Source organism: Butyricicoccus faecihominis (assembly GCF_014648015.1).
Classification (GTDB): Bacteria; Bacillota; Clostridia; order Oscillospirales; family Butyricicoccaceae; genus Agathobaculum; species Agathobaculum butyriciproducens.
This window is the reverse complement of the sequence record NZ_BMQH01000003.1, coordinates 192,987-218,452: the sequence shown is the minus strand read 5'-3', so window position 1 is coordinate 218,452 and position 25,466 is coordinate 192,987. Positions and strand designations below refer to the sequence as shown.

Annotated in this window: 22 protein-coding genes and 1 pseudogene; 19 read left to right on the top strand and 4 right to left on the bottom strand. The window is 56.0% G+C overall.

The features are described from left to right. The first annotated feature begins 352 nt into the window (after positions 1 to 352). From murB to IEY11_RS04310, 6 genes are all read left to right on the top strand, one after another. Positions 353 to 1,267: a UDP-N-acetylmuramate dehydrogenase gene (murB, locus tag IEY11_RS04335; protein WP_110437063.1), complete on the top strand. Its 915-nt coding sequence runs from the start codon at positions 353 to 355 to the stop codon at positions 1,265 to 1,267. Between the two features lie 60 nt (positions 1,268 to 1,327). Further along, positions 1,328 to 2,185 (top strand): RNase adapter RapZ, encoded by an 858-nt coding sequence (gene rapZ, locus IEY11_RS04330; protein ID WP_116705102.1) that lies wholly within the window; start codon positions 1,328 to 1,330, stop codon positions 2,183 to 2,185. 52 nt (positions 2,186 to 2,237) lie between these two features. Beyond that, positions 2,238 to 3,131 carry a DNA-binding protein WhiA gene (whiA, locus tag IEY11_RS04325; protein WP_188885886.1) on the top strand — a complete coding sequence of 298 codons (894 nt, stop codon included), beginning with the start codon at positions 2,238 to 2,240 and terminating at the stop codon, positions 3,129 to 3,131. Position 3,132: 1 nt separating this feature from the next. Next, positions 3,133 to 6,651 carry a DNA polymerase III subunit alpha gene (locus IEY11_RS04320; RefSeq protein WP_188885885.1) on the top strand — a complete coding sequence of 1,173 codons (3,519 nt, stop codon included), beginning with the start codon at positions 3,133 to 3,135 and terminating at the stop codon, positions 6,649 to 6,651. A gap of 130 nt (positions 6,652 to 6,781) precedes the next feature. Further along, positions 6,782 to 7,756, top strand: coding sequence for a 6-phosphofructokinase (pfkA, locus tag IEY11_RS04315; protein WP_117751128.1), 975 nt, complete (start codon positions 6,782 to 6,784; stop codon positions 7,754 to 7,756). Position 7,757: 1 nt separating this feature from the next. Beyond that, positions 7,758 to 8,471 (top strand): SDR family NAD(P)-dependent oxidoreductase, encoded by a 714-nt coding sequence (locus tag IEY11_RS04310; protein WP_118729580.1) that lies wholly within the window; start codon positions 7,758 to 7,760, stop codon positions 8,469 to 8,471. Positions 8,472 to 8,720: 249 nt separating this feature from the next. On the opposite strand, the gene IEY11_RS04305 is transcribed toward IEY11_RS04310, so the two are convergent. Beyond that, positions 8,721 to 9,293, bottom strand: coding sequence for an N-acetylmuramoyl-L-alanine amidase family protein (locus IEY11_RS04305; protein ID WP_188885884.1), 573 nt, complete (start codon positions 9,291 to 9,293; stop codon positions 8,721 to 8,723). Between the two features lie 106 nt (positions 9,294 to 9,399). On the opposite strand from IEY11_RS04305, the gene IEY11_RS04300 reads away from it, so the two are divergent. The 6 genes from IEY11_RS04300 (at position 9,400) to IEY11_RS04275 (ending at position 14,518) form a co-directional block, all read left to right on the top strand. Beyond that, positions 9,400 to 9,888, top strand: coding sequence for an LURP-one-related/scramblase family protein (locus IEY11_RS04300; RefSeq protein ID WP_117487840.1), 489 nt, complete (start codon positions 9,400 to 9,402; stop codon positions 9,886 to 9,888). Between the two features lie 11 nt (positions 9,889 to 9,899). Then, positions 9,900 to 10,766 carry an NAD(P)H-hydrate dehydratase gene (locus IEY11_RS04295; RefSeq protein ID WP_188885883.1) on the top strand — a complete coding sequence of 289 codons (867 nt, stop codon included), beginning with the start codon at positions 9,900 to 9,902 and terminating at the stop codon, positions 10,764 to 10,766. Positions 10,767 to 10,811: 45 nt separating this feature from the next. Then, positions 10,812 to 11,357, top strand: coding sequence for a hypothetical protein (locus IEY11_RS04290; protein WP_188885882.1), 546 nt, complete (start codon positions 10,812 to 10,814; stop codon positions 11,355 to 11,357). Between the two features lie 38 nt (positions 11,358 to 11,395). Further along, positions 11,396 to 12,514 carry an alanine racemase gene (alr, locus tag IEY11_RS04285; RefSeq protein WP_188885881.1) on the top strand — a complete coding sequence of 373 codons (1,119 nt, stop codon included), beginning with the start codon at positions 11,396 to 11,398 and terminating at the stop codon, positions 12,512 to 12,514. Between the two features lie 405 nt (positions 12,515 to 12,919). After that, entirely contained in the window at positions 12,920 to 13,282 is a 363-nt protein-coding gene (locus IEY11_RS04280; protein ID WP_110437051.1) for a type II toxin-antitoxin system PemK/MazF family toxin, read from the top strand. 708 nt (positions 13,283 to 13,990) lie between these two features. Beyond that, positions 13,991 to 14,518 carry a hypothetical protein gene (locus tag IEY11_RS04275; protein WP_188885880.1) on the top strand — a complete coding sequence of 176 codons (528 nt, stop codon included), beginning with the start codon at positions 13,991 to 13,993 and terminating at the stop codon, positions 14,516 to 14,518. 2 nt (positions 14,519 to 14,520) lie between these two features. On the opposite strand, the gene IEY11_RS04270 is transcribed toward IEY11_RS04275, so the two are convergent. Further along, positions 14,521 to 15,831 (bottom strand): DUF1015 domain-containing protein, encoded by a 1,311-nt coding sequence (locus IEY11_RS04270; RefSeq protein ID WP_110437049.1) that lies wholly within the window; start codon positions 15,829 to 15,831, stop codon positions 14,521 to 14,523. Between the two features lie 208 nt (positions 15,832 to 16,039). Here IEY11_RS04270 and ptsP point away from each other — a divergent pair, with 208 nt between their 5' ends. Continuing rightward, entirely contained in the window at positions 16,040 to 17,755 is a 1,716-nt protein-coding gene (gene ptsP, locus IEY11_RS04265; protein ID WP_188885879.1) for a phosphoenolpyruvate--protein phosphotransferase, read from the top strand. Between the two features lie 312 nt (positions 17,756 to 18,067). Here the strand turns inward: ptsP and IEY11_RS04255 are convergent. Further along, positions 18,068 to 18,199, bottom strand: a pseudogene (locus IEY11_RS04255) (alpha/beta-type small acid-soluble spore protein); the annotation flags it as partial. A 125-nt stretch (positions 18,200 to 18,324) separates the two neighbouring features. Between IEY11_RS04255 and IEY11_RS04250 the strand changes: the two are divergent. From IEY11_RS04250 to IEY11_RS04230, 5 genes are all read left to right on the top strand, one after another. Continuing rightward, the gene (locus IEY11_RS04250) at positions 18,325 to 19,137 is read left to right on the top strand and encodes a ParA family protein (RefSeq protein ID WP_188885878.1); all 813 of its coding nucleotides are present in this window, start codon (positions 18,325 to 18,327) and stop codon (positions 19,135 to 19,137) included. Further along, positions 19,097 to 20,029: a ParB/RepB/Spo0J family partition protein gene (locus tag IEY11_RS04245; protein ID WP_188885877.1), complete on the top strand. Its 933-nt coding sequence runs from the start codon at positions 19,097 to 19,099 to the stop codon at positions 20,027 to 20,029. Before IEY11_RS04250 ends, IEY11_RS04245 begins: the two co-directional genes overlap by 41 nt. A 121-nt stretch (positions 20,030 to 20,150) precedes the next feature. After that, positions 20,151 to 20,441: a hypothetical protein gene (locus tag IEY11_RS04240; RefSeq protein WP_188885876.1), complete on the top strand. Its 291-nt coding sequence runs from the start codon at positions 20,151 to 20,153 to the stop codon at positions 20,439 to 20,441. Beyond that, positions 20,438 to 21,259 carry an LPD28 domain-containing protein gene (locus IEY11_RS04235; RefSeq protein WP_188885875.1) on the top strand — a complete coding sequence of 274 codons (822 nt, stop codon included), beginning with the start codon at positions 20,438 to 20,440 and terminating at the stop codon, positions 21,257 to 21,259. The genes IEY11_RS04240 and IEY11_RS04235 overlap by 4 nt, the downstream gene beginning before the upstream one ends. A 108-nt stretch (positions 21,260 to 21,367) precedes the next feature. Then, positions 21,368 to 22,567 carry an ATP-binding protein gene (locus tag IEY11_RS04230; RefSeq protein WP_118667992.1) on the top strand — a complete coding sequence of 400 codons (1,200 nt, stop codon included), beginning with the start codon at positions 21,368 to 21,370 and terminating at the stop codon, positions 22,565 to 22,567. Here IEY11_RS04230 and IEY11_RS04225 read toward each other — a convergent pair. Then, complete coding sequence (locus tag IEY11_RS04225) at positions 22,531 to 23,133, bottom strand: hypothetical protein (RefSeq protein WP_118667991.1); 603 nt, start codon at positions 23,131 to 23,133, stop codon at positions 22,531 to 22,533. The genes IEY11_RS04230 and IEY11_RS04225 overlap by 37 nt on opposite strands. A gap of 307 nt (positions 23,134 to 23,440) precedes the next feature. Here IEY11_RS04225 and IEY11_RS04220 point away from each other — a divergent pair, with 307 nt between their 5' ends. Further along, positions 23,441 to 23,839 (top strand): TnpV protein, encoded by a 399-nt coding sequence (locus IEY11_RS04220; protein ID WP_308743902.1) that lies wholly within the window; start codon positions 23,441 to 23,443, stop codon positions 23,837 to 23,839. The last annotated feature ends 1,627 nt before the right edge of the window (positions 23,840 to 25,466 follow it).

Sequence of the window (25,466 nt, the reverse complement as noted above, 5' to 3'; positions counted from 1 at the left end):
GAACACGCCTGCGCAGTTCGCGCACCCCGCTCAGCCGGTGCAGAGAAAGGAGCCGCCCCGTCAGGACGAACCCGCCAGCGGCAGTTCGAGTACCCCGCTCAGCCGGTGCCGAATAGAGAAAAATCCGATTTTTAACCGAAAAAATCTGCGGAAACCCACTCGGACTGATTGCGCATCCCATCTACATTTGTTATAATAAACAGTAAAGCAAAAACCAAAACGGCACGGCAGGACAAACCGGAGCCTGCTCCCGGTGCCGGACCTTCGATGCGCCGCCGCATGACGCGGCAGGAATTCCGAGGGTATACCACTTAAACTTTTTATATAGATTTTTTGGAGGATTAAACGCCTTATGGAGCATATTAAGGATTGCATCGCGGCACTGCGAGAGGCCGCACCTGAAATAGATATTGCAGAAAACGAACTCATGCGCCGCCATACCACGTTCGCCATTGGCGGACCGGCCGACCTGTTCGTGCAGCCGAAGACCCGCAGGGAACTGACCGCGGCACTTGCCGTACTGCGCGAGCGCAATATTCCGTTCCTGCTGCTCGGCAACGGCTCCAACATGCTGGTGGCCGATGCGGGCATCCGCGGTGCGGTTGTCTGCACATCCGAGCTGGATGAAGTCCGCGTAAACGAGGATAACACCGTCTCTGCCGAGGCGGGCGCGCTGCTCAGCCGCATTGCCCGCCGCGCACAGCGTTCTGGTCTGACCGGAGCCGAGTTCGCCGGCGGCATTCCGGGCAGTCTGGGCGGCGCGGTTTACATGAATGCGGGTGCGTATGACGGCACAATGGCCGGCATTGTGCAGGAGACCGAGTTCGTGGACGGCGAAGGCAACATTTGTACACTCAAGGGCGATGAGCACGGCTTCGACTACCGCACGAGCGTGTTCCGCAAGCATCCGGACTGGACGGTGCTCCGTTCGACCATGCAGCTGCAGAACGGCGATTCGGCGGCGATTCTGGATAAGATGAACGATTTCGCGCAGCGCAGACGCGACAAACAGCCGCTCAATTTCCCATCGGCAGGCTCGACATTTAAGCGTCCCGTGGGACACTTTGCGGGCCAGCTTATCGAGCAGGCCGGTCTCAAGGGCACGAGCGTCGGCGCGGCACAGGTTTCGGAAAAACACGCGGGATTTCTCATCAACCGCGGCGGTGCAACATGCGATGACATGCTGCGTCTGATCGAACTGGTGCAGAACAGGGTGCGTGAGCAGTTCGGCGTGGAGCTGGAGTGCGAGGTGCGCATCGTAAAATAAGCAGCAGCGCCGCTCGGCGGCGCTATCACAGCAGAACCACAGGGCAGGGGGAAAGGTAACATGTATTTTTTGATCGTTTCCGGTATGTCGGGCGCAGGCAAGAGCCGCGCGGTCGCCACACTTGAGGACTTAGGCTATTACTGCGTCGATAATCTGCCGATCTCCCTCATACCGCGCTTCGCAGAGATCTGTCTGGCGGCAACCGAACGCTATGAACGTGTGGCGCTCGTCACCGATGTGCGTGCAGGCGGCGATTTCCAGCAGCTGTTTGATTCGCTGGATTCGATCAAGAGCATGGGCTGCGATTACCGCATCCTGTTCCTCAACACGGACACGCCGACGCTCATCCGCCGCTACAAGGAGACGCGCCGCAAGCATCCGCTGATGGAAAAGGGCATGTCCATGACAGCCGCCATTGAAAAGGAGCGCGAAATGCTGTCCGGTCTGCGCGACCGTGCCGACTTTGTGGTGGACACCACCGGACTGTCTGCTGCCGGTCTGCGCGAACGTCTGCTGACGATGTTTTCCGGCACCGAGAGCGGAGAGGTGTTTGAGGTCATCGTACAGTCGTTCGGCTTCAAGTACGGCATTCCGCCCGAGAGCGACCTTGTGTTTGATGTGCGTTTCCTGCCCAATCCCTATTACGAAATGAGCCTGCGCGAGCGCAACGGCACCGATCCGGAGGTGCGCGATTATGTGTTCCGCGGCGGTACGGCGGATGTGCTGATGCGATACCTGACGGGCATGATCGACTTTCTGCTGCCGCGCTATATCGCGGAAGGCAAGGCGAATCTGATCATCAGCATCGGATGCACCGGCGGCAAGCACCGCTCGGTCGCTATCACCGAGGCGCTGAGCGAACACCTGCGCAGGCAGGAATACGGTGTAGTAACCATGCACCGCGATTACCAGAGATAAACCCGCTTCGTTCCGGACAGGCGAAGCGTGCTGTACAGAACGGAGAGAATATATGTCTTTTTCAACCGAGGTAAAAAACGAGCTGTGTCGGGTATCCATGCAGCGTACCTGCTGCACGCGTGCCGAGATTTACGGCGCACTGCTCCATGCCTCGGTTTTTTCACACAAGGAGATACGGCTGTCGGCGGAGAACATGACCGTTGTCCGCCGCTTGCAGGCGCTGCTGCAGCGCGCGTTTTTTGTTGAGTGCGAGCCGCAGAAGGCAGGCCGAAAGCAGCAGCTTGTACTCACCGAACCGGCGCAGATCGGACGCGTGTTTGACGCGCTCGGCTACGACTGCAAGAGCCACATCACCTATCACATCAACCGCAATCTGCTCGAGGAGGACTGCTGCATTGCGTCCTTCCTGCGCGGTGCCTTCCTCATGGGCGGCACGGTCGCGGGACCGGACAAGAAAAGCCATCTCGAGCTGAAGACCACCCACCAGAGTCTGTCAGGTGAGGAGACAAGCCTGATGCTCGATTTAGGTTTATCGCCCAAGCAGGCACGGCGCGGCAGCGCGTATCTGCTGTACTTTAAGGACGGCGCAAGCGCGGAGGATTTCCTTACGCGCATCGGTGCGCCGCACGCGGCGATGGAGCTGATGCAGGCCAAGGTAGAGAAGAATCTGCGCAACACGATCAACCGGCAGGTCAACTGTGAGACTGCAAACATGATGAAGGCCGCCGATGCATCGGCACGGCAGATCGCGGCGATTCAGGCGCTGATCGACAGCCAGGGTGAGGACGCATTTCCGGGCAACCTGTGGGAGACTGTGCGCCTGCGTCTGGAATACCCGACGGACAGCCTGTCCGAGCTGGCGCAGCGGTTCGACCCGCCCATCTCCAAACCGGGACTGAGCCACCGTCTGAAAAAGATCATTGAGCTTGCGGAAAAGGAGGACTAAATTGGTACCATTTGCACATCTGCATGTCCACAGCGAATACAGCCTGCTGGACGGCGCCTGCCGCATCGAAAAGCTGGTGGACCGTGTGGCAGAGCTGGGGCAGACCTCTTGCGCGCTGACCGACCATGGCGTCATGTACGGCGTGATCGACTTTTACCGCGCCTGCAAGGCCAAGGGGATCCATCCGGTCATCGGCTGCGAGGTGTATCTGGCGCCGCATTCGCGCTTTGACCGCAGCTACATCAACGGCGAGTGGCACACGCACCTCATCCTGCTGTGCGAGAACATGACCGGCTACCGCAACCTCATCCACATGGTGTCGTGCGGTTTCTCGGAAGGCTTTTACATGAAGCCGCGTATCGATATGGAGTTGCTGCGCGCGCACAGCGAAGGTCTGATTTGTCTGTCCGCGTGTCTGGCAGGCGCGATTCCGCGTGCGCTGGCGGACGGCGATATGGACGGCGCGTATGACCTCTGCGAGCAGTTCCTCGATATTTTTGACCGGGAGCATTTCTATCTTGAGATTCAGGACCACGGCATTCCGTTGCAGCAGAAAGTCAATGAGGGTCTGTACCAGCTTTCCAGAGAGCTGAACATCGGTCTGGTGGCGACCAATGACGCGCATTATCTGACTAAGGCGGATGCGCGTATTCAGGACGTGCTCATGTCCATCCAGATGGGCAAGACCGTGGATGACCCGACCCGCATGAAGTTCGAGACACAGGAGTTCTACATTAAGGACGCGGACGAAATGGCGGCGCTGTTTCCGGAGCACCCGGAGGCACTCGCCAACACGGTAAAGATCGCGGAACGCTGTCAGGTTGAGTTTGAGTTTGGCAAGTACCACCTGCCGGAATTCGATGTGCCGGACGGCTACACCTCGCTCGAATATCTGCAGAAGCTGTGCGATGAAGGCTTCGCAAGGCGCTATCCGGACGACGACGGCACCGTGCGCAAGCGTCTGCAGTACGAGATCGACATGATCGCCAAGATGGGCTTTGTCGATTACTTCCTCATCGTGTCCGACTTTATCGGCTACGCGAAAAGTCAGGGCATTCCTGTCGGACCCGGACGCGGCTCGGCAGCAGGCTCGATCGTGTCGTACTGCCTTGCTATCACCGACCTTGACCCGATTCACTATTCGCTGTACTTCGAGCGATTTTTGAATCCGGAGCGTGTCTCCATGCCGGATATCGACGTGGACTTCTGTTATGTTCGCCGTCCGGAGGTCATCGAGTACGTTACCCGCAAATACGGCAAGGACCGCGTAGCGCAGATCGTCACGTTCGGCACGATGGCTGCCCGCGGTGCCATCCGCGATGTCGGCCGTGCGCTCAACATTCCGTACAACGATGTTGACGCGGTTGCCAAGCAGGTGCCGAACGAGCTGCACATTACGATCGACAAGGCGCTGACCATCAACGCGGAGCTGAAAAAGATGTACGACGAGCAGCCGCAGGTCAAAGAGCTTATTGATACGGCGCGTGCGCTCGAGGGTATGCCGCGCAACGCATCGACGCATGCGGCAGGCGTGGTTATCACCAAGGACCCCGTGGACACCTACGTTCCGCTTTCGCGCAACGGCGACCAGATGGTAACGCAGTTTACGATGGTGACGATCGAGGAGCTGGGTCTGCTCAAGATGGACTTCCTCGGCCTGCGCAACCTGACCGTTATCGCGGACGCGGAAAAGCTGATTCGCCGTCACACGCCGGATTTTTCCATCGAGAACGTGGATATGAGCGACCCCGCGACTTACGAGATGCTCGGCAAGGGCTCGACCATGGGCGTGTTCCAGCTGGAAAGCGCGGGCATTACCAACGTTGTTACCGGTCTGCGCCCGCAGTCCATTGAGGATATTACCGCAGTCGTTGCGCTGTACCGACCCGGTCCGATGCAGTCCATTCCGCGCTACATCGAGTGCCGCCACCATCCGGAAAAGGTGACGTACAAGCATCCGCTGCTCGAGCCGATTTTAAGCGTCACCTATGGCTGTATGATCTATCAGGAACAGGTTATGCAGGTGTTCCAGAGCCTTGCGGGATATTCGCTCGGCAAGGCAGATATGGTGCGCCGCGCCATGAGTAAAAAGAAGATGAAGGAGCTGGAAAAGGAGCGCGTCAACTTCATCTACGGCAACGAGGAGCTGGGCATTGACGGCGCCATCAAGCGCGGCGTGCCCGAAGCAGTTGCGGCAAGTCTGTTTGACGAGATCATGGATTTTGCAAACTATGCGTTCAACAAGGCACACGCGGTTTGCTACGCGGTCGTGTCGTTCCGCACGGCGTACCTCAAGTGCCATTACCCGAGAGAATATCTGGCGGCGCTGCTGACGAGCGTTCTGGATGTTTCGGACAAGATCTCCGAGTATATTCAGGCGGCGCGTGATATGGGCATCGCGGTGCTTCCGCCGGACGTAAACGAATCCTATGACGAGTTTTCGGTTGCGGGCGAGAATATCCGTTTCGGTCTGGCAGCCGTCAAGGGTGTGGGACGCTCGTTTATGAAGCAGCTTGTCGAGGAGCGAGAGGCGAACGGCCTGTTTACCTCGTTCCAGGATTTCTGCGAGCGCATGTACGACCGCGAACTCAATCGCAGAGCCCTTGAAAGTCTCATCAAGGCAGGCTCGTTCGATTCCATGCACTACTACCGCAGTCAGCTTTTGAAAATCGTCAATCCCGTGGTAGATGCCATTGCCCAGAACCGCAAGAAGAACATCGAGGGGCAGATGGACCTGTTCGGCATGGGCAACGACGAGGTGCGCGACACGCAGATTGCGATGCCGAACATTCCGGAAGTACCCAAGCGGGAACTGCTGGCGATGGAGAAGGAGACCACCGGTCTGTACCTCTCCGGTCACCCGATGGACGAGTACCGCAGCCTGACGCAGAAGGCGCAGGCGGCCTCCGTCAAGCAGATCATCGACGACCTGACGGGCGAGAGCAGCCAGCCGGTCTACAAGGACGGCATGACCGTCCGGCTTGCCTGTGTTATCACGGCGGTGCGTCTGAAATCGACCAAGAACGGCTCGATGATGGCATATGTCACCGCGGAGGACGACACGGCGGCGATTGAGCTTGTCGTGTTCCCGCGTTCGCTGCAGCAGTGCGGCGCATATCTCACCGAGGACAGCGCAGTTCTGCTCACCGGTAAGATCGACGCCCGAGAGGACGAGGCGCCCAAGGTGCTGCTGAACGAGGCGCAGCCGCTCACCGAGAGTGCGGTGGAGAGCCTGCAGCAGCCGAAAAAGGGCACGCAGAAGTCGGTCTACACCGATGCGCAGGCGGCAAAGCTGGCGCCGCAAAAGCTGTTTCTGCGTATTTCCAGTCTGCAGGGTGATGAATGGACGCAGATTAAAGAGGTTTTGCGCACGCAGCCCGGCGATACGCCGGTCTATCTCTACCCGATGGACACGAAGAAAAAGACGCTCGCTGCCCGCCGGTACTGGTGCAAACCGGATATTGCATTTTTAACAAGATTACGCTTTCTCTTGCGCGAGGAAGATGTTATAATACAATAGGAGACTGTGTTTATCCGTAGGGAGAGAGACGGTTTCCACAGAGGGAAACAGAAATGCAATACAGAGGTCAGTGCGGCATCGACCGTGCCGCCAAGCAAGAAAACAGAACCGACAACAGGGAGGCTTTATCATGGATAAACAAATTCGCAGAATCGGCGTACTTACCAGCGGCGGCGACGCACCCGGTATGAACGCACTTATCCGCTCGGTAGTCCGCAGCGCAAGCGCACACGATATTTCCGTTCTCGGCATTCGCCGCGGTTACAGCGGTCTTATCAACGGCGATATCATCGAGATGGGTGCCCGCAGTGTAGACGGCATTATCCGCAAGGGCGGCACCATGCTGTACACCGCACGCTGCAAGGAGATGCTGACCGAGGAAGGTCTGCAGAAGGCGGCTGACACCTGCCGCTACCTCGGCATTGACGGCCTGATCTGCTGCGGCGGCGACGGTACATTCCGCGGTGCACAGGCGCTTTCCCGCAAGGGTGTTCCGTGCATCGGCGTTCCGGGTACCATTGATAATGATATCGGTTGCTCGGATTACACCATCGGTTTTGACACCGCCTGCAATACCGCGATCGAGTGCATCGATAAGCTGCGCGACACCATGCAGTCCCACGAGCGCTGCTCTGTTGTAGAGGTCATGGGCCGCCGTGCAGGTCATCTGGCACTGCAGGTTGGCTGTGCAGTCGGCGCGACCGCGATCTGCCTGCCCGAGCGTCAGCTGGATTTCGACACCGAGATCGTAGAGAGAATGCGCATCGGCCGTATCAAGGGCCGCAACCACCATATCATCATCGTAGCAGAGGGCTACGGCTCTGCACAGGACGTTGCAGACCAGATTCACGAGGCTACCGGCATTGACACCCGTGTAACGATCCTTGGTCACATCCAGCGCGGCGGCTCTCCGTCTGCTATGGATCGTGTTATGGCAACCCGCATGGGCTACGCTGCCGTTCGTGCGCTGATGGAGGGCAAGACCAACCGCGTTGTTGTATCGGATAACAACATTGTTACCGATATCGACATTGAGGAGGGTCTGGCACAGAGCAAGGATCTGAACCAGTGTCTGTTCGAGGCACAGCAGACGGTTGCCATCTGACATGGCGCAGACTGTTCTCATCACCGGAGGCTCGCGCGGCATCGGTGCCGCCTGTGTGCGCACGTTTGCCGAAAACGGATGGAATACCGCGTTTACTTACAGCAAAAGCAGGGAAGCGGCGGACAGGCTCGCTGGGGAGACCGGCGCACTGGCGCTTTTGGCCGATCAGCAGGATACCGCGGCAGTGGAACTTGCGGTCGCGGAAGGGAAGGCGCGGTTCGGCACGATCGATGCCGTGGTCTGCAATGCAGGCATCGCCGAACAGAAGCTGTTCCAGAATATCACGGACGCGGACTGGATGCGCATGCTGGATGTCAATCTCATGGGTACGGTGCGCACGATTCGCGCCGTGCTGCCTGAAATGCTGCACAACCACAAGGGAAGCATCGTTACGGTGTCGTCCATGTGGGGGGAGTGCGGTGCGTCCTGCGAGAGCCATTATTCCGCGAGCAAGGCTGCGATTATCGGCCTGAGCAAGTCGCTCGCGCAGGAGCTTGGCCCGAGCAATATCCGGGTCAACTGCATTGCGCCGGGCGTGATCGACACCGACATGAACGCCATGCACAGTGCGGATACCATGCAGGAGCTTGCCGATCAGACACCGCTCGGAAGAGTCGGCGCGGCAGCCGAGGTCGCGGACAGCATTCTGTATCTGTGCTCGGATAAGTCGTCTTTCATTACCGGACAGGTTTTAGGCGTCACCGGAGGATTTTAAGATGCTGTCGCCAAACCACGGTTTGGCCGACAAGAGGAACGGACCGTGGGCCGTTCCAAAGTCGTCCGAAAGTTCCCATACGGAGACTTTCTCCCTCCAGAAGTCAAAAAAGCGAGATACATGCTCCCGCTTTTTTGGAATTTGCACTGCAAATTCTATTAAATGCGCGTTAATGCGCGAAAAGCTGCGACGTTAGTAAAGTGCGTTAAGAAAGATAGAACGAGAGGTCTTTTGACCTCTCGTTTTTGTTTAATACGGTTCAAAGTCAAAATAACTGAGCAGACCGTTATAAATGCCCTGTGCAAACCCGAACGGATCGTTTTCCAGCTTCATCGCATCGGAAGCATTGGTCAGGTATGCTAGCTCGACCAGAATCGAAGGCATCTGTGTCCGCCGCAGGACATACAGGCTCGGACGGATGCGCACGCCGTTATCACGTGTGCCGACACGCGCAACAATGCCGGCGAGCACATGCTGCGCCAGCCAGTACGCCTGCGTATTTTCCTGATAAACATACACCTCAGTGCCGTTGACGGCGGGATTTACGTTCGCGTTGCAGTGGATGCTGATGAAGTAATCCGCAGGCCACTCATTCGCCAGCCGCACGCGCTCGGCCAGACTGGTGGCGTTGCTTGTGCCGAGGATTTCCTCGGGTGTGCTGCGGCTCAGCCGCACCTCAAACCGCGGGTCTGCCCGCAGAAGATCAGCCAGATACACGCCGACAGCGTAGGTCACATCCTGTTCGAGCAGTCCGCTGCCTTCCGCGCCGGTGTTCGGACCGGACGGATTGTGTCCCTGATCGACAAAAATCTTGATCGCCAAAGTATCACCTCCTCGTGTCAGCCTATGCGGCGGTGCAGTGAAACGTCCGTGCTTGACGGTCAGCACACGCCGTGTTATCCTGTAAGAAAAGAGGGGTGGGATCAATATGAAATTATATATCAAACAAAAGGTGTTCTCCTGGGTGGATCGGTTTACCGTTTTTGATGAAACCGGCGCCGACAAATACCATGTCGAAGGGGAGTTTTTCTCGTGGGGCAAGAAGCTGTATGTCACCGACTTGACCGGACACGAGACCGCCTTCATCCAGCAGAAGGTGTTCAGTATGATGCCGCGGTTCTTCGTGTACATCGACGGCGTGGAGCGTGCCGAGATCGTCAAGCGGCTTACATTTTTCTACGAAAAATACGAAATCGAGGGTCTCGACTGGACAATCGAGGGTGATTTCTGGGCGCATGAGTACCGCATCACGCAGAACGGACGCGAGATCGTGTCCATCTCCAAGGAGTGGTTCACATGGGGTGACTGCTATCAGCTGGACATTGCCGATTCCGCAGACGAAACACTTGCGCTGGCGGTCGTCCTCGCAATCGACGCAGTGCACGCGCAGGCGAACGCGGCAGCGGCTTCGACTTGAAAGGAAACGATATGATTGAGATAAACCAGGACTTCGCGGACGGCGTACTGCATTCGCGCAATCCGGAGACAAATAAAAACGACTACGGCCGCATTCTGTGCGTGTGCGGCTCGGCAGGATATACAGGTGCGGCATATTTTTCGGCACAGGGCGCGGTCCGCATGGGAAGCGGCGTTGTGACGCTGGCAGTTCCGCAGGGTGCGTGGCCGGTGCTGGCGGTCAAGCTGAATGAGCCGGTCGTGCGGCCCATGCCGCAGGATGAAAACGGGCTGTTTTCCATGGACGCACTGCCGAAGCTGCTTGCGCTTGCCGAAAAGGCGGACGCGCTGCTCATCGGGTGCGGACTCGGCCGTTCGGATACGCTGACCGAAATCGTGTGTACCCTGCTTGAAAAAGCTGCCTGCCAGATTGTGCTCGATGCGGACGGCATAAATGCCATCACGGCGCATAAGGATATATTGCGGCGAACGGCAAAGCCGGTCGTGCTCACGCCGCACGCAGGCGAGTTCGCACGGCTCAGCGGCAAGCCGGACGCGACCGCTGCGGACGTGGCACAGTTCGCGCAGGACTATCGGTGCATTGTGCTCTATAAGGGACACCGCACCCGCATTTTCACGCCGGACGGCGCGGCGTACCGCAATACCTCGGGCAATCCCGGCATGGCGAAAGGCGGCAGCGGGGATGTTCTGGCAGGCATGCTGGTTTCGCTGTGCGGACAGGGCATTGACGCGGTTCCGGCAGCCTGTACGGCGGCGTGGCTGCACGGCAGAGCCGGAGATTTAGCTGCGAATGCGCTGAGCGAATACGGCATGACACCGAGCGATATGCTGACGCAGCTGCCGATTCTGCTGAAACGATATAACTCGAAAACATGGTGATAAACCGGTCAAAGGAGTGGTAATCTGAACAGGCTGCTGTGTGGTTTGGCGGCGCTTGTTCTGCTCTGCGGCTGCGGCCGCTCGGCGGAAATGAGTGCCGAGGATGTGCGTGCGCATTTCGCATCGCTGGACAGCTGTACGGCGCATTTGAAAATAATCTCGGATTTGGACGAATCTGTACTGGAATTTGAAAGCGACTATGTCTATAATAGAGAGGACAGCGATTCCTTCACGCTGACCGCACCGGAGTCGGTCGCCGGTATCGGCGGGCGCATCTCAGGTGAGGAGAACGGCGCGTTCACGCTGCAGTACAACGACTTGCAGCTGGATGATATTGCTCCTCGGCACACCGGACTGACCCCGGCAGACGCATGGTTCTGCCTGCTGAATGATCTGCGGTATGCTGTGCCTGCGCAGGTGTGGAGCGAGCGCACGAACGGCGAAAGCCTGCTCGTGCTGCGCTATGAGAAGGCAGACAACAGCGTGGAAAAGCAGGTGTGGCTGCGGCAGAGCAATCTGCAGCCGGTCTATGCCGAGCTGTATGCGGACGGTGCACGCGTGCTGACCATACAGGTGGAATCCTGTCAGTAAATCAGGAACCAAACGGTTCTGTTGGAGTGACGAAGACAATGGAAGTAAATCAACACCGCACTTGGGCGGAGATCGACCTCGGTGCGATCGAGCATAATTATCGCGTGATCTGCGAGCAGGCGCAGGCGCCGGTCCTGTGTGTCGTTAAGGCGGACGCATACGGTCACGGTGCCGTACAGGTGGCTAAGCGGCTGGAGAAGATGGACGCACCGTATTTTGCGGTAGCGACCATTCCGGAGGGTGTGGAGCTGCGAGAAGCAGGCATCGAAACGCCCATCCTCATCCTTGGCTATGTGGACGAGAAGGACATGAACACGGCGGCACAGTACGGCATCACCGTGCCGGTGTACGACCGCGAGACCGCAGAACTCATCAGCGCGGCAGCAGAGCGCACCGGCAAGCCGGTCACCGTACACTACAAGCTGGATACCGGCATGACGCGGCTCGGCTTCCCGTCGTGGGAGTGTGAGCAGACCGTGCAGGATATCCTTGCGTGCTCCAAGCTGCCGGGCCTGATCAGCGAAGGCATTTTCACGCATTTTGCGGTTGCCGACGTGCCCTCCGGCGAGGCGTACACGGAATTGCAGTACAAGCGCTTCTCGGATGTGTGCGAGGGTCTGCAAGCGGCCGGTCTTGACCTGCCGCTGCGCCACTGTGCAAACAGCGGCGCTATCCAGACCTACGAGAAGATGCACTGCACGATGACTCGTGCGGGCATTATCCTGTACGGCTATCGCCCGGATGCCTCCGTGCCGCCGGTGCTCGATCTGAGACCCGCCATGACCGTCAAGGCGCGTGTGGTGCAGGTGCGCGATATTCCGGCGAATACGACCATCAGCTATGGCCGCACCTTCGAGACGGCAGAGCCGACCCATATGGCGGTTATCTCAATGGGGTATGCGGACGGCTATCTGCGTACAGGCTCGGGCAAGGCGCAGGTGCTGCTCGGCGGCGTGAAAGCGCCCGTGCTCGGCCGCATCTGCATGGATATGTGCATGGTGCGTATTCCGGAGGGCGTAGACGTACATCGCGGTGACGAAGTGACCGTGTTCGGCCCGGAAGGCTGGACGGCAGAGGACGCAGCAGACGCGGCGGGCACCATCTCGTACGAGGTGCTGTGCGCCATCAGCCAGCGCGTGCCGCGCTTCTATCGGTAATTTACTGGCATTGCGTGCATAAGATGAAGCGAGGGATTTTCCCTCGCTTCATTTGTCTCTCAAAGTCGGTATCCTGTTAGTTTGATAGTATCGCGCGGCAGCGCTATTAAAACAGCATTTGCGTTGCAAATGCAAGAAAACCGGGAGCATGTATCACGGTTTTCTTACTTCTGGAGGGAGAAAGTTTCTGAACAGGAACTTTCGGACGACTTTGGAACGGCCTGCGGTCCGTTCCTGCTTGTCGGCGAAACTGTAGTTTCGCGGCAGCTTTGAAGCGGAGGAGATTTTTCTCTCTCCGCTTTTCTGCATTATACAGTTATAATTCTGTGTGACACGGGGAAAATAGGTTTGCGGGAAAACCATCAGGCAGCACCGTAAATTTATTTCATCGGAGTGTGAACCAAAGTGGATAGCAACATCAAACGAGGCGATATTTACTATGCCGATCTCAGTCCGGTGGTTGGCAGTGAGCAGGGCGGCATCCGTCCGGTGCTGATCGTGCAGAATAACGTCGGCAATCGGTACAGTCCGACCGTGATCGCCGCCGCTATTACATCGCAGATCAACAAGGCGAAAATGCCGACGCATATCACGGTCGGTGCGCCGAACTACGGACTGACCAAGGATTCCATCATCCTGACCGAGCAGATCCGCACGCTGGACAAACGCCGCCTGCGCGAGAAAATGGGCTCGCTCGACGAAAAAGCCATGCGGCACGTCGATGAAGCACTGGCGGTCAGTTTCGGACTCGGCTCGGTGCAGGGGTAAGCCGTATAACGGCGGGAGAAAGCGCATATCCTTTTATGGGGTATGCGCTTTTTGCGTATAGACTGGGATTTGCCGTCTGCGGACGGCAGGAACGGTGCCGCGCCCCGCGGCAAGGGCAAGAGGGTAGACACCAAGGTTTGCCCGTAGGCCACTAAACCAAGTTCCCGCGCCGTGCGCGGATAAAATGAGTACTACCCTCTTAACTCCCTTTTCCCTTTGTTTCTTAGCTTGACGCAGACCAGAGACCGGCGACCGCTTCGAAAAGGAGAACGGCAGTCGGCCTACCCTTACACGCTGACAAGGGTCTCTTCTGCGTCAGACAGCGCGTGCCACACTGCAATCGCAGGCGTAATCTTTGGGCGGCATAGCCGTGCCGCCCTCTGCGTAGGCTTTTTGATATGTGCAGCAGTACGCTGTCTGTGAATTGCGCATATTTTGCGAAAGAAACGCTGTGGTAACCCGACTGCCGTTCCCCTTTTCGCAGCGGTCACATATAGGAAATTGGCGCCAGACTAACAAGCAAAGGAAACTGGAGTCCCAAGAGGATAGTACTCATTTAATCCGCGCACGGCGCGGGAACAAGGTTTAGTGGCCTACGGGCAAACCTTGGTGTCTATCCTTTTGGACCTCCCAGCCAAAGGTTGGCTCCCATTCTATATGCTTTAGCAAGTAGTAAAATTCAAATTTGCACAGAAAGGAGAACCGTCCATGCGCGCAGACGTATTCTGTAACGACAACCCAATCGGCACGATCGACTGGACCCCGGACGCCTGCGGCGTGCAGGTCGATCTCGACTGCGCCGTCTGCGGGGACGAACTGCTGCGCTGCTATGCGGTTGTGAACGGAAACATCCTGCGGGTCGGTCTGCCTGCACCGGAGCATGGCCGTCTGCGCCTGCGCCGGCCTCTCTCGCGGCAAATGCTGCATGAGACTGGCTGTGAGGGGGAACCCGAGCGGTTCTATCTCGCGTCTGCGCCGGAGCCTTTGCCGCAGAGCAATGCGCCGCCTAAGCCGCCGCTTGTCACCGGAGATACGGTCCTGGACGCGCTTTTATCCAGCGAAAACGTGCAGATTCAGCCGACCGAGACCGGACTGCGTCTGCAATGCCCGTTTGACCCGAAAAAGCCGTTCGCGCTGGCACCGGCGTTTGTACTTTGCCGCACAGAAGGAAACACGGCAGTTCTGGAATGGAAAAAGGACGCAGCCGATGCGGCTGCGTCCTCTGAAAAGGCGTAACTTTACTTTACGATGGTCTTGGCCTCCATGTAGTAGCGCTTCTCGTGCGCCTCACCCATGGAGAAGGTCTTGCGCGGCAGAACGCCGTCGAAAACAACGCCGCGGAACAGGTCGTTCTTGGCGATATCCGGCAGGATGAAGCCGAGGTTGCCCGGCTTTTCCGCCAGCGAAACAACAACGTCCGTGCCGTGGATGTAGTCGATCTTCGCGGAGGTGTGGGTCTCAAGATAAGCGTCCAGACCGGTCTGGATGGTAGCGACCGGAATGGCCCACTTCGGGTTCTCGACAATGAACACGCCCGACTTGTTCGCCGAGCAGAACGGGAAGAAGTGCGCGTTCTCACTCTTGGGAGCCTCGTCGGCAACGTAAGCCTTGCAGCCCTCGCCGTTGTAGAAGTCGGTCAGAGCACCGAGCAGCTCATCGGCGTCTACGCCGAACAGGGCACGGTGGATCGGCTCGATGATCAGGCTTTCGTCATGGATGTTGACAACCTCAACGAGTGCAAAACGTGCCGGATGGTTCTCCTGCTCCTCTGCAGTCAGGCCCTTCTTGACCTCTTCCCAGTACGCCTTTGCGGTGGCCATGGAGTGGTTGCCATCGCCTACTGCATACGGCAGCAGCGCCTGTGCGTCCGTGCAGCCGTACTTCTTGTTGAAGGTCTCGCGGTCGCAGAGTGCTTCGAGCTTGGCCTCGATGGCCTCGGTTTCCGGACCGTTCGGCAGGAACCAGCCGGTGATATGGCCGCCGTTCTGCATCAGGTCGGTATCGTACAGCTTGTCATAAGAGGCGGTCTGCTCGAACAGCGGCTCGATGATCTGACGGTCGGGATCGTCGATCAGGATCATGATGTGCGGCAGCTCCAGGCATGCGCCCTGACGAACCTTGAGACGGGGCGGAATACGCTCGACAACCGTCTTTTCGGTCGGGCGGATGAGCGATGCGGAACCGGGCGTGTATTCATACGCTTCCAGATCGACCGACAGCACGATGCCGCGGCGCGGGCACGAGCCGCCGGACCAGCGCTCGGTCAGCACGACGCCGGCGGGCAGGGTGCGCAGCGTGCCGTCCTGCACATACTGCTGCATGGTCTGATGGATTTTCTCCGTGCGGGCAGCAACGTCCGCGTCCTCCAGATAAACCTCCGGCAGGGTCAGACGCAGGGTAGAGGGCGCGTCACCGACGGTCTTGTCAGTCTCGGCCCAGTAGTCCGGCTGAGAGGTGTACTGGTCGCAGGCGATGACTGCCCACTTGGACAGATCCACGCCTTCACGCGGAAACATGATCTCGGGAATACGAGTGCAGCGATTAGCCATAATTATCCTTCCTCCAGTAGAAGTAGTGTGGAATGCCTCTATTATAGCAGACAAATCCCGAGTACGGCACTCGTTTTTCAAAAATAAATGTCGGTTTGCAGAAAAAACTTTATTTGCTTGACGAAAGTATGGGGATGTTGTACAATATAATATAGGTTTGGTTGCGAAATTTGTATAAAAATACAATCGTAAAAACGGAGGAAAACCCATGGTTAAATTCAAGGCTATCGGCGTTTCGGAGGGTCTGGCGAAGGCAAAGGCTCTCGTGATCAAGGAAGAAGATCTTTCGGTGGTTAAGGAGACCGTTGCCGATGCGGAAGCCGAATGCAAGCGCGTTCTCGACGCAGTGGAAAAAGCCAAGCAGCAGATCGAAGTGCTGCGTGACGATGCGGAAAAGAATATCGGTGCGGCTGAGGCGGAAATTTTTGACGCGCATCTGATGATGCTCGACGACCCTGATTTTGTCGAGGGTATGACAAACATTGTAACGGATGAGAAGGTTTGCGCGGAGTACGCGTGCTTTGTCAACTGCGAGAACTTTCAGGCGATGTTCCGCGCACTCGACGACGAATATATGCAGGCGCGTGCAGCAGACATCGGTGATATCTCGCAGCGGGTCATTAAGAATCTGAAGGGCATTGCGGATAACGCGATCGACACGATCACCGAGCCGTGCATTATTGTGGCGAACGACCTTACGCCGTCCGACACGGCGAAGATCGGCGGCAAGCCGGTTGCCGGTTTTATCACGAAGATCGGCGGCCGCACGAGCCATTCGGCGATCATGGCGCGTTCGATGGGCATTCCGGCGATTGTCGGTGCCGGCGAGAAGGCGGACGAGATCGCGGACGGCGACCTGCTGCTGATCGACGGCGCGGCAGGCGAAGTCGTGGCGCAGCCGGATGAGCAGACGCTTGCCGACTTTGCGGAGCGCCAGAAGGCCGATGCGGCGCATCGTGCCATGCTCGCGCAGTACAAGGATAAGGAGGGCGCGACCTCGGACGGCCGCCGTGTAATTATCGAGGGCAACATCGGTACGCCGGATGACGCAGTCCGCGTAGCGGAGCTTGGCGGTGAAGGCGTCGGTCTGTTCCGCTCGGAGTTCCTGTTCATGGATCGTACCGACCTGCCGAGCGAGGAAGAACAGTTCGCCGCCTACAAGAAGGCGTGTGAGATCATGCAGGGCAAGCCGGTTATCATCCGCACGCTGGACATCGGCGGCGACAAGGAAGTGCCCGCACTGGCGCTGGAGAAGGAACAGAATCCGTTCCTCGGCTACCGCGCGATCCGCATTTGCTTGAATCAGCCGGAGCTGTTTCTGATTCAGCTTCGCGCGCTGCTGCGTGCCGCGCAGTACGGCGATCTGCGCATTATGTTCCCGATGATTTCGTCGGTGGATGAGGTGCGTGGTGCAAAGCAGGTGCTCGAGCAGGCGAAGGACATGCTGACCGCGGAAGGTGTACCCTTCAACCCGAACGTCAAGGTCGGCATTATGGTCGAGATTCCGGTGGCGGCTGTCTGCGCGGATGTACTGGCGAAGGAGGTTGACTTCTTCTCGATCGGCACGAATGACCTGATTCAGTATTCCTGCGCGGTGGACCGCATCAACGAGAAGATTTCCTATCTGTACCGTCCGCTGCATCCGGGCGTGCTGCGCCTGATCGCCATGACGGCCAAAGCAGCGAACGAGAACGGTATCGAAGTCGGCGTATGCGGCGAGATGGCAGGCACGGCCGGCATGGCGCCGGTGCTGTGCGGTCTCGGCGTGACCAATCTGTCCATGTCGGCATCCGCAATGCTGGCAGCAAAGGCAGACCTTGCAAAGCACTCCTACGACGAATGCAGGGAACTGGCTGACAAGCTGCTCGCGTGCGCAAGCGCGTCTGACGCAGAGCGTATTTTCACGGACTGGAGAGAGTCCTGAGCAAGAGTAAAAAGCCGCCGTTTCCCTGTGAAGCGGCGGCTTTGCACTGTTCGGATGGATAGAACTTGACTTGTATCGGAAAACGGATATCGCTTATCAGGATAACAAGCATTATCTGAGCAAATCCATGTCGTTTTCCTCGCCCGGTGCGACGCCTGTTTTGTTTTGGGCGCAAGCGCGAACGGCTGGATGAAATGGAAAGACAAGTGCGGCAGAACACTTGATGAGCTGTTCCGCAGACAGGCAGAGAAAGCATAAGTAAAGGGACACGGAATGATTCTGTGTCCCTTTTTTCGCAGGAAAGAGAAGCGTTTAGCCCTGGTTTGCCATATTCTGCTCGTAGGATTCGATCATCTTCTTCACCATCTGACCGCCTACGGAGCCGGCCTGACGGCTGGTCAGATCGCCGTTATAGCCCTGCTTGAGGTTTACGCCGACCTCCTTTGGCGTTTTTTCACCTCAAAACATACACTATTTTGCACATAGAACGCACTCATTTACATAAGAGAATCGTCTGCTTTGCACAGACGGTTTTCTTTTGCCTAAAATAGTAAAAGAAAGGAAAAACAATGCAGACCATAGCAATCGTGAACCAAAAGGGCGGCGTGGGAAAAAGCACTACGGCGGTCAATCTGGGCGCAGGACTGGTGCGGCAGGGCAAGCGCGTGCTGCTCATCGACGCAGACAGTCAGGCAAATCTGACCGAAATGCTCGGCTGGCAGCAACCGGACGAGTTATCGCCCACGCTGGCCACCATGCTGGAGCGCATCATCTCCGACTGCCCCATCGAGCCGCAGGCCGGTATCCTGCACCATACAGAGGGGATGGACTTACTGCCTGCCAATATCGAACTGTCCGGCCTGGAGGTGTCCCTTGTGAACACCATGAGCCGTGAAACCGTACTCCGCACCTATCTGAACGAGGTCAAGCGGCAGTACGACTACATTCTGGTGGATTGCAGTCCGTCACTCGGTATGCTGACACTGAACGCGCTGACGGCGGCGGATCGGGTCATTATCCCGGTGCAGTCGCACTACCTACCCGTCAAAGGTTTGGAACAGCTTCTCCGCACAGTGAGCAAGGTACAGCGCCAGCTCAATTCCAATCTGAAAATCAGCGGTATCCTCATCACCATGACGGAGAGCCGCACCAACTTCTCTAAGGAAATCAGTCAGCTTGTGCGAAATGCCTACGGCAAGGCGATACGGGTCTACGACACCGAAATACCGCGCGGTATCAAGGCGGCTGAAATGAGCGCCAGAGGCACCAGTATTTTCAGCTTTGACCCGCGCAGTCCCATAGCGACCGCCTATGAGAAATTTACAAAGGAGGTGCTGGAGCATGAAAAGCGCCGCGAAAAATATCCAACTCGCCAGCTATGATGACCTGTTCAAGACAGACGAGGAACGGCAGGCGGACGCGCAAGAGCGCATACAGAACCTTCCACTGGACAAGCTGGAACCATTCCCGAACCATCCGTTCAAGGTGATAGACGATGATAAAATGCTGGAAACAGTTGAGAGTATCAAGGAACGGGGTGTTTTGGTTCCCATTCTGGTACGACCGAAAAATGACGGCAATTTTGAAATCGTATCTGGACACCGCCGTCATCACGCCAGCCAGCTTGCGGGTCTGACCGAGATTCCTGCCATCGTGCGGGAGATGGACGATGATACTGCAATCCTGCTCATGGTGGATAGCAACTTACAGCGTGAGGAGCTGTTACCGTCTGAAAAAGCCTTTGCCTATAAGATGAAGCTGGACGCGATGAAACGACAGGGACAACGGACGGATTTAACTTCCGCCCAAATTGGGCGGAAGTTCGATGGCAAAGAATCAAGAGAACTCTTAGCAGAACAAGTAGGTGAAAGTCGTAATCAGATTTCACGCTTTATTCGCCTAACTAACCTTGTCCCCAACCTGTTAGACCGTGTGGATAACAAGACGATGGCATTCAATGCCGCTGTGGAGGTGTCATACCTCACCGAGCCGGAACAGCTTATGCTTTGCGATGCTATCGAGCGCGAGGAGTGTACGCCTAATCTCAGTCAGGCCAAGCGGCTCAAACAGTACAGTCAGGACGGAAAACTGGACGAGAATGTGATGGATGCCATTATGACCGAGGAAAAACCCATCGAAGACAAGCTGGTGCTGAAAGGTGATGTGCTGGCGAAATATTTTCCCAGAACTTATACGCCGTCACAAAAACAGAAGATTATCGTCAAGCTGCTGGAGGACTGGCACAAGCGGCAGCTTCGGCAGCAGGAGCGTTAGGCTTTGCATGGGTTTTCCCCTTACAATCCCTTTTCCTAACTAAGCCGAAAGAGAGAAGAAAACTACTGTGCCGAGAAAGAATATTCTTCTTTCGGCTAAGTAAATCCAAGGAGGTCTGAGCGTGAACGAGCAAAATCAAGTCAATGAAGGCTATACCATCATCGAAAGCATGACAGTCGGCAATGCCCGATTCGTCATTGGTGAGAACCTGAACAATCCAGCCGCGCCCTATGTCACATGGCAGGCGAACATCAAAAACGCCCCGGATAATTTCTTCTGGGGACACTACTGTGCGACCAAACTGGGTGCAGTTGCGGACTTCGGCAGGCGTATCACGGAAGAAGCCGAATTTCTCCGTGAACGGGCAAAATCCAAAGCGCCGCAGATACCAGAACGAGGTGATGAACGATGAGCAGACACGATGCAAACCGCCTGACCTACGATGAGGTGACGATTTTCGGCGTACCGGCTCTGTTCACCGACCTGCGTGTTGACCGCTCTACCGTGCCGGATGGCGTGTACCGCTACGAAGTCCGGTACAGCGACGAATACGGCGGTGAGCCGGTAGAACTGGCACGCGGTATCCTGGTGGACTTTTTCGGCACCGTCCTGACGCGGGAGCCAATCCAGTTACCCATCAGCGGCGGTCTGGAACTGAACGATGGTGATTTGGATTTCGAATCCGGCTGTTTCTCTCTGGCAGAGTTTCAGCAGGAATATCCCGTCAGCGAGAAACAGGTCATCGACTTTTTCGTAGCCGATGACACTGTGCTGCACGACCTCTGTTACTCCCAGACCGAGGAGCAGGACAAGGTCACCGGCTGTATCGGACATCTGCGCGGTGACTTTGGCAGCGGCAAGCAATTCTTTACGACTTGGTGGCCGCACCAGAATGATATGCTGAACACACCGGAGTTCAAGACGGATATTGACCGCACCGTGAATTGGCTGAGAGAACAGCCGGATTCCCCGCTGCGGGACTTTGACACCATGAAACGCTGCTGTACTTGCTATCAGCAAAGCTGCGCCATCAAAGATGCTATTCTTCCGTCCTGCGCGTTTCTGGTGGAAAGCAAGCAGTATGCGTATATGCTGCGCTGTACACCGACAAAGGGCGAATACAATTTCTATATGTATTGCTATCAGCGTGATACCTTTGAGAAATACCGCGCACAACTGAAAGCCAAAGCGCGCTCCCTTGCTAAGAAGCGAGCGGAGCCGGAGCGATAAGTCATATCGCCTTTGAATAGCTATAAAGTTTTTACGGTTAGACCAGAAAAACTCATTGCATATCCTGGTTTTTCTGGTTATACTAATAGCTATAGGGGAGGCGATATCATGATTAACAGACCGGACTATATTGAAGCTATCGAGCCGTTTATTGATAAACCGCTTGTCAAGATACTGGCTGGCGTTCGCCGCTGCGGCAAGTCTACCATTTTTGAAATGCTGAAAGAAGAATTTCTGCGCCGTGGCATATCCGAGGACCATATTATCTCCAAGCGATACACAGAGATGGACATTCCTGAAAATATCACCGCCAAGCAGATGTATGATGAACTGGTTGAAGCTATGCAAGGAAAAGGCCATTGCTACCTTCTGCTGGACGAGATTCAGGAGATTGACGGATGGGAAAAAGCGGTCAACAGTCTGCTGGAGGGTGCAGATGCCGACATCTATGTAACCGGCTCCAATTCCAAACTGATGTCCAGCGAAATCTCAACCTATCTGACAGGGCGCTATGTTTCTATTCCCGTCTATACGCTGTCGTTCAAGGAGTATCTGGACTTTAAGGCAGGCAGCACTCTATCCCGAAGGGAACTGCTGGAGGAATATATTCGCTTTGGCGGTTTTCCCATCATTGCGCTGAGTGAGTATGATGAGCAGAGTGCCTATCAGATCGTCAACGGTATTTATCACACCGTGGTTTCCCGCGATATTGTAAAGCGCCACCGTATCAACAAGCAAGACCTTTTTGATCGCGTGGTGAAATACATCATTGAGAATATGGGCAAGACCTTTTCGGCCAACTCTATCTCTACTTTTCTCAAAAGTGAGCACCGTAAGGTTTCGGTGGAGAGCATTTACAATTATCTGCGCTGGTTGGAGCAGGCGTTCATCATTTATCCATGCGAACGCTATGACCTGCAAGGCAAGAGCATTTTGAAAACGCAGGAGAAGTATTATCTTTCCGATGTATCGCTCAAATATGCTCTGCTGGGCTATAACCGAAAGATGCTGGATGGTGCGATGGAAAACATCGTCTTTCTGGAATTGAAGCGCCGCGGTTACGATGTTTTTATCGGCAAGAACGATACGAAGGAGATCGACTTTGTAGCAACGCGCCGTGACGAAAAGATTTATGTGCAGGTCTGTGTCCAGATTCCGGCAACTTCAGACCGAGAGGTCGGAAATCTGATGGAGATTCGTGACCATTATCCTAAATATGTCGTTACGCTCAACGAAATGGATACCGGCATTGAAAACGGTATTAAAATCGTTCATCTTGTCGATTTCCTGCTTGCCGAAACATGGTGAGTAATACTTCCATATCGTAAAATTAAATCATCCGCTGAAAGCAGTCCATAAGGGCTGCTTTTTTCATACCTTTGGAAAGGAGGACAACACATTTGCCAACCAAATTTCAGTTCATCACCGAACTGTACGACCAGACCGTGCGAAGCGTCACCAGCAGCTATAAAAGCTGGACAGGCTTTCTCCGTGCGGCCTGCTATAACTACAAATGCCCGTTTGATGAGCAAATCCTGATCTATGCCCAGCGCCCGGACGCAACTGCCGTTCTGGAAATGGAACGCTGGAACCGGCAGTTTGGCCGCTGGGTCAATCGCGGTGCAAAAAGCATTGCCGTGTTCGGTGACGATGGACAGCATCTGTTGAAACTCTACTTCGATGTGTCGGATACGCACGAATCCCGATTTGCCCATCCGCTGCCGATCTGGACAATGCAGCCTGCCTTTGAACCGGCTGTCATCGAAACGCTGGAAGCCACCTTTGGCAACCTTGCCGAGAAAGAAAATCTCGCAGAGGCGGTGCGCTCTGCCAGCCATAACGCCGTGGCGGATAACATCACGGACTATCTGCATGACCTACTGGATTGCCGCGAGGACAGTCTGCTGGAAGAACTGGACGACCTCAATCTGGAGGTATTCTACCGGGATGCACTGGAAGTCAGCGTGTCCTATATGCTGCTGACCCGTCTGGGCCTGCGGGCAGATGATTACTTTTCACCTGATGAATTCGGCCACGTCTATGAGTTCAACACGCACATGACCATCAACGCCCTTGGCATCGCTACCAGTGACATCGCAGAAATGGGACTGCGTGAAATCAGCCGAACCGTCATGCAGGCTCAGCGAGAGCAGTTATTTGCAAAGGACAGCAAAAACCGGTATGATTCCAATACCGAACGAAATATTGACGCTGAAAGGAGCGATGAACATGGAAATCACCTATCACGAGCAGAACGGCTTTCAGATTCCGAACCTGCTGCTTCCGCAGGAGCCGGAAGTCCATCTGGGCAAGTACGCGGAACTGCGGCGGCAGTACCTCAAGCAGCACCGCCGCGTGCTGTACACCAACTTGAAAACGAGCTGTCGGCTGACGGAACATCTGGCGGAGATCGAGCAGACCGCGCAGAGGATGGTAGCACAGGCCGTGGCGCAGATGGCGAAAGCCGAGGGCGTGACGGAGGAGTTGAAAGCGACCGATCCGCTGCGCTGGACGGGTCTGATGAACAATCTCCGGCACAGCGCGGAGGAGCAGGTACTGAACGATCTGATTTACAGCTAAACAAAACCAACGAAAGCGCCGCAGCCACCGAATTTCCTTCCTTTCTGGATACCCACCTCATTGAAGCGAACCTGCTGGACGACGGCGGGCGCAAGCACAAGCGGCAGGAGATTTTTGAGTATTTCCAGAGCCACAAGAATCTTGCAGAACGCACAGAGTTCTTGAAAAACAGCTACAACGATATATGGGTGGAAGTCATGACCGACGGCATTCGGACAGGCTACCACGCCGAAAAAGACGGACTTTTGATGTGGGAGGGTAGCTACCTCTCCCGTACTTCGGAGTCCGTTTTTTCGTGGTCAGTCATTACCGAAATGACAGAAAATCTTATTGAACGCGGCGAGTATAAGATCAAGCTGGGTCTGCAAAATGCCCCTGTCATGGCAGAGCAGCTTGCCCTGTTCGATATGGGCGGTGATACGCTGGTGTATGAGATACCCGAGGGTGAGGTGTCCGGCGTTCCTACATCCGCACGCACGGTGTCGCAGGAGGTCATTGACCAAGTACTCTGCACAGGCGGAAATGAGCCCAACAGCGCGGAGCGTATCGCCATATTTTATATGCGGGAACGGCCAGAGCAGGAAAATGAAGAGTTTTTGCGCCGGGAGTTTGGCACGGAAAATGGGCGCGGCATTGAATATGAAGGCCGCAAATATGCCGTGTGGTTCATGGAAGATGGCATCCATCTTGCTCAAGGTGACAGTATCCGCACCGGGTACAGCAAAACTGTGGTCACATGGGAGCAGGTTTCAACTCGTATTTTGGAACTGCTGGAGGTAGGTACTTACCTGTCGGCGGCAGAGTTGGAGCAGGCCTCGGACAAGGTGCTGCACGAAGCAATGGAAGCTCTGCTGATGACCGCCCGTGACCTGAACGAAGAAGGGCGCGCACAGGGCCTATTCCCACAGACATTGGCGATCCATGACCAACACAAGGGCTATCCAGAACTGAACGACGATATGGTGGCGTTTGCAAAAAACGAAGGCGGATTGCAGACGCTCTCACAGGAATACCACAATTTTCTCGATGCCTATGCCGCAGATCAGAGTATCACGAGATTCCACTTAAGCGGTTATAACACACACCGTATCGGCGTTGTGCTGGACGGTCTGAACCTGCCGGAGCGCCACTTCACCGCACAGCCAAACTTCCTGCGCCAATGCAAAATGTTCATCACGCAGGATGAAATTGACCGATATTTTCTTCGTCAGTCCACAGATACCAGACTGGCAGTTTACTCGCATTTCTGCAATTCTAACGATACAGCCGAACACCAAAAGTTTATCAAATCCCTTTTTGGCGAGTACAGCGGTTCGGCTATGGATGGTTATGATTACGAGGAAACGCACGCGGGCATTAGAATGCGCCGCCGCTATGCACGCAAGAACTATGATGAAGTCAAGCTGACAATCCCCAAGGTGGTCAAAGAGTACGAGCAGCTGATTGCACAGAAGCGGTTTCCCGGCGAGGATGCTATCGCACAAATCCCGAAATATGAGCGTGGACAGCTGGCACGAATTGTTTATCACGGTTTTTACAATGCGCCTGACGATGTTCCGCGGCCCTATCCCAAAAGTGCGGATTTCTACGAAGCTGTCCATGCTATCGAAGCACAGCTCCCGGATAG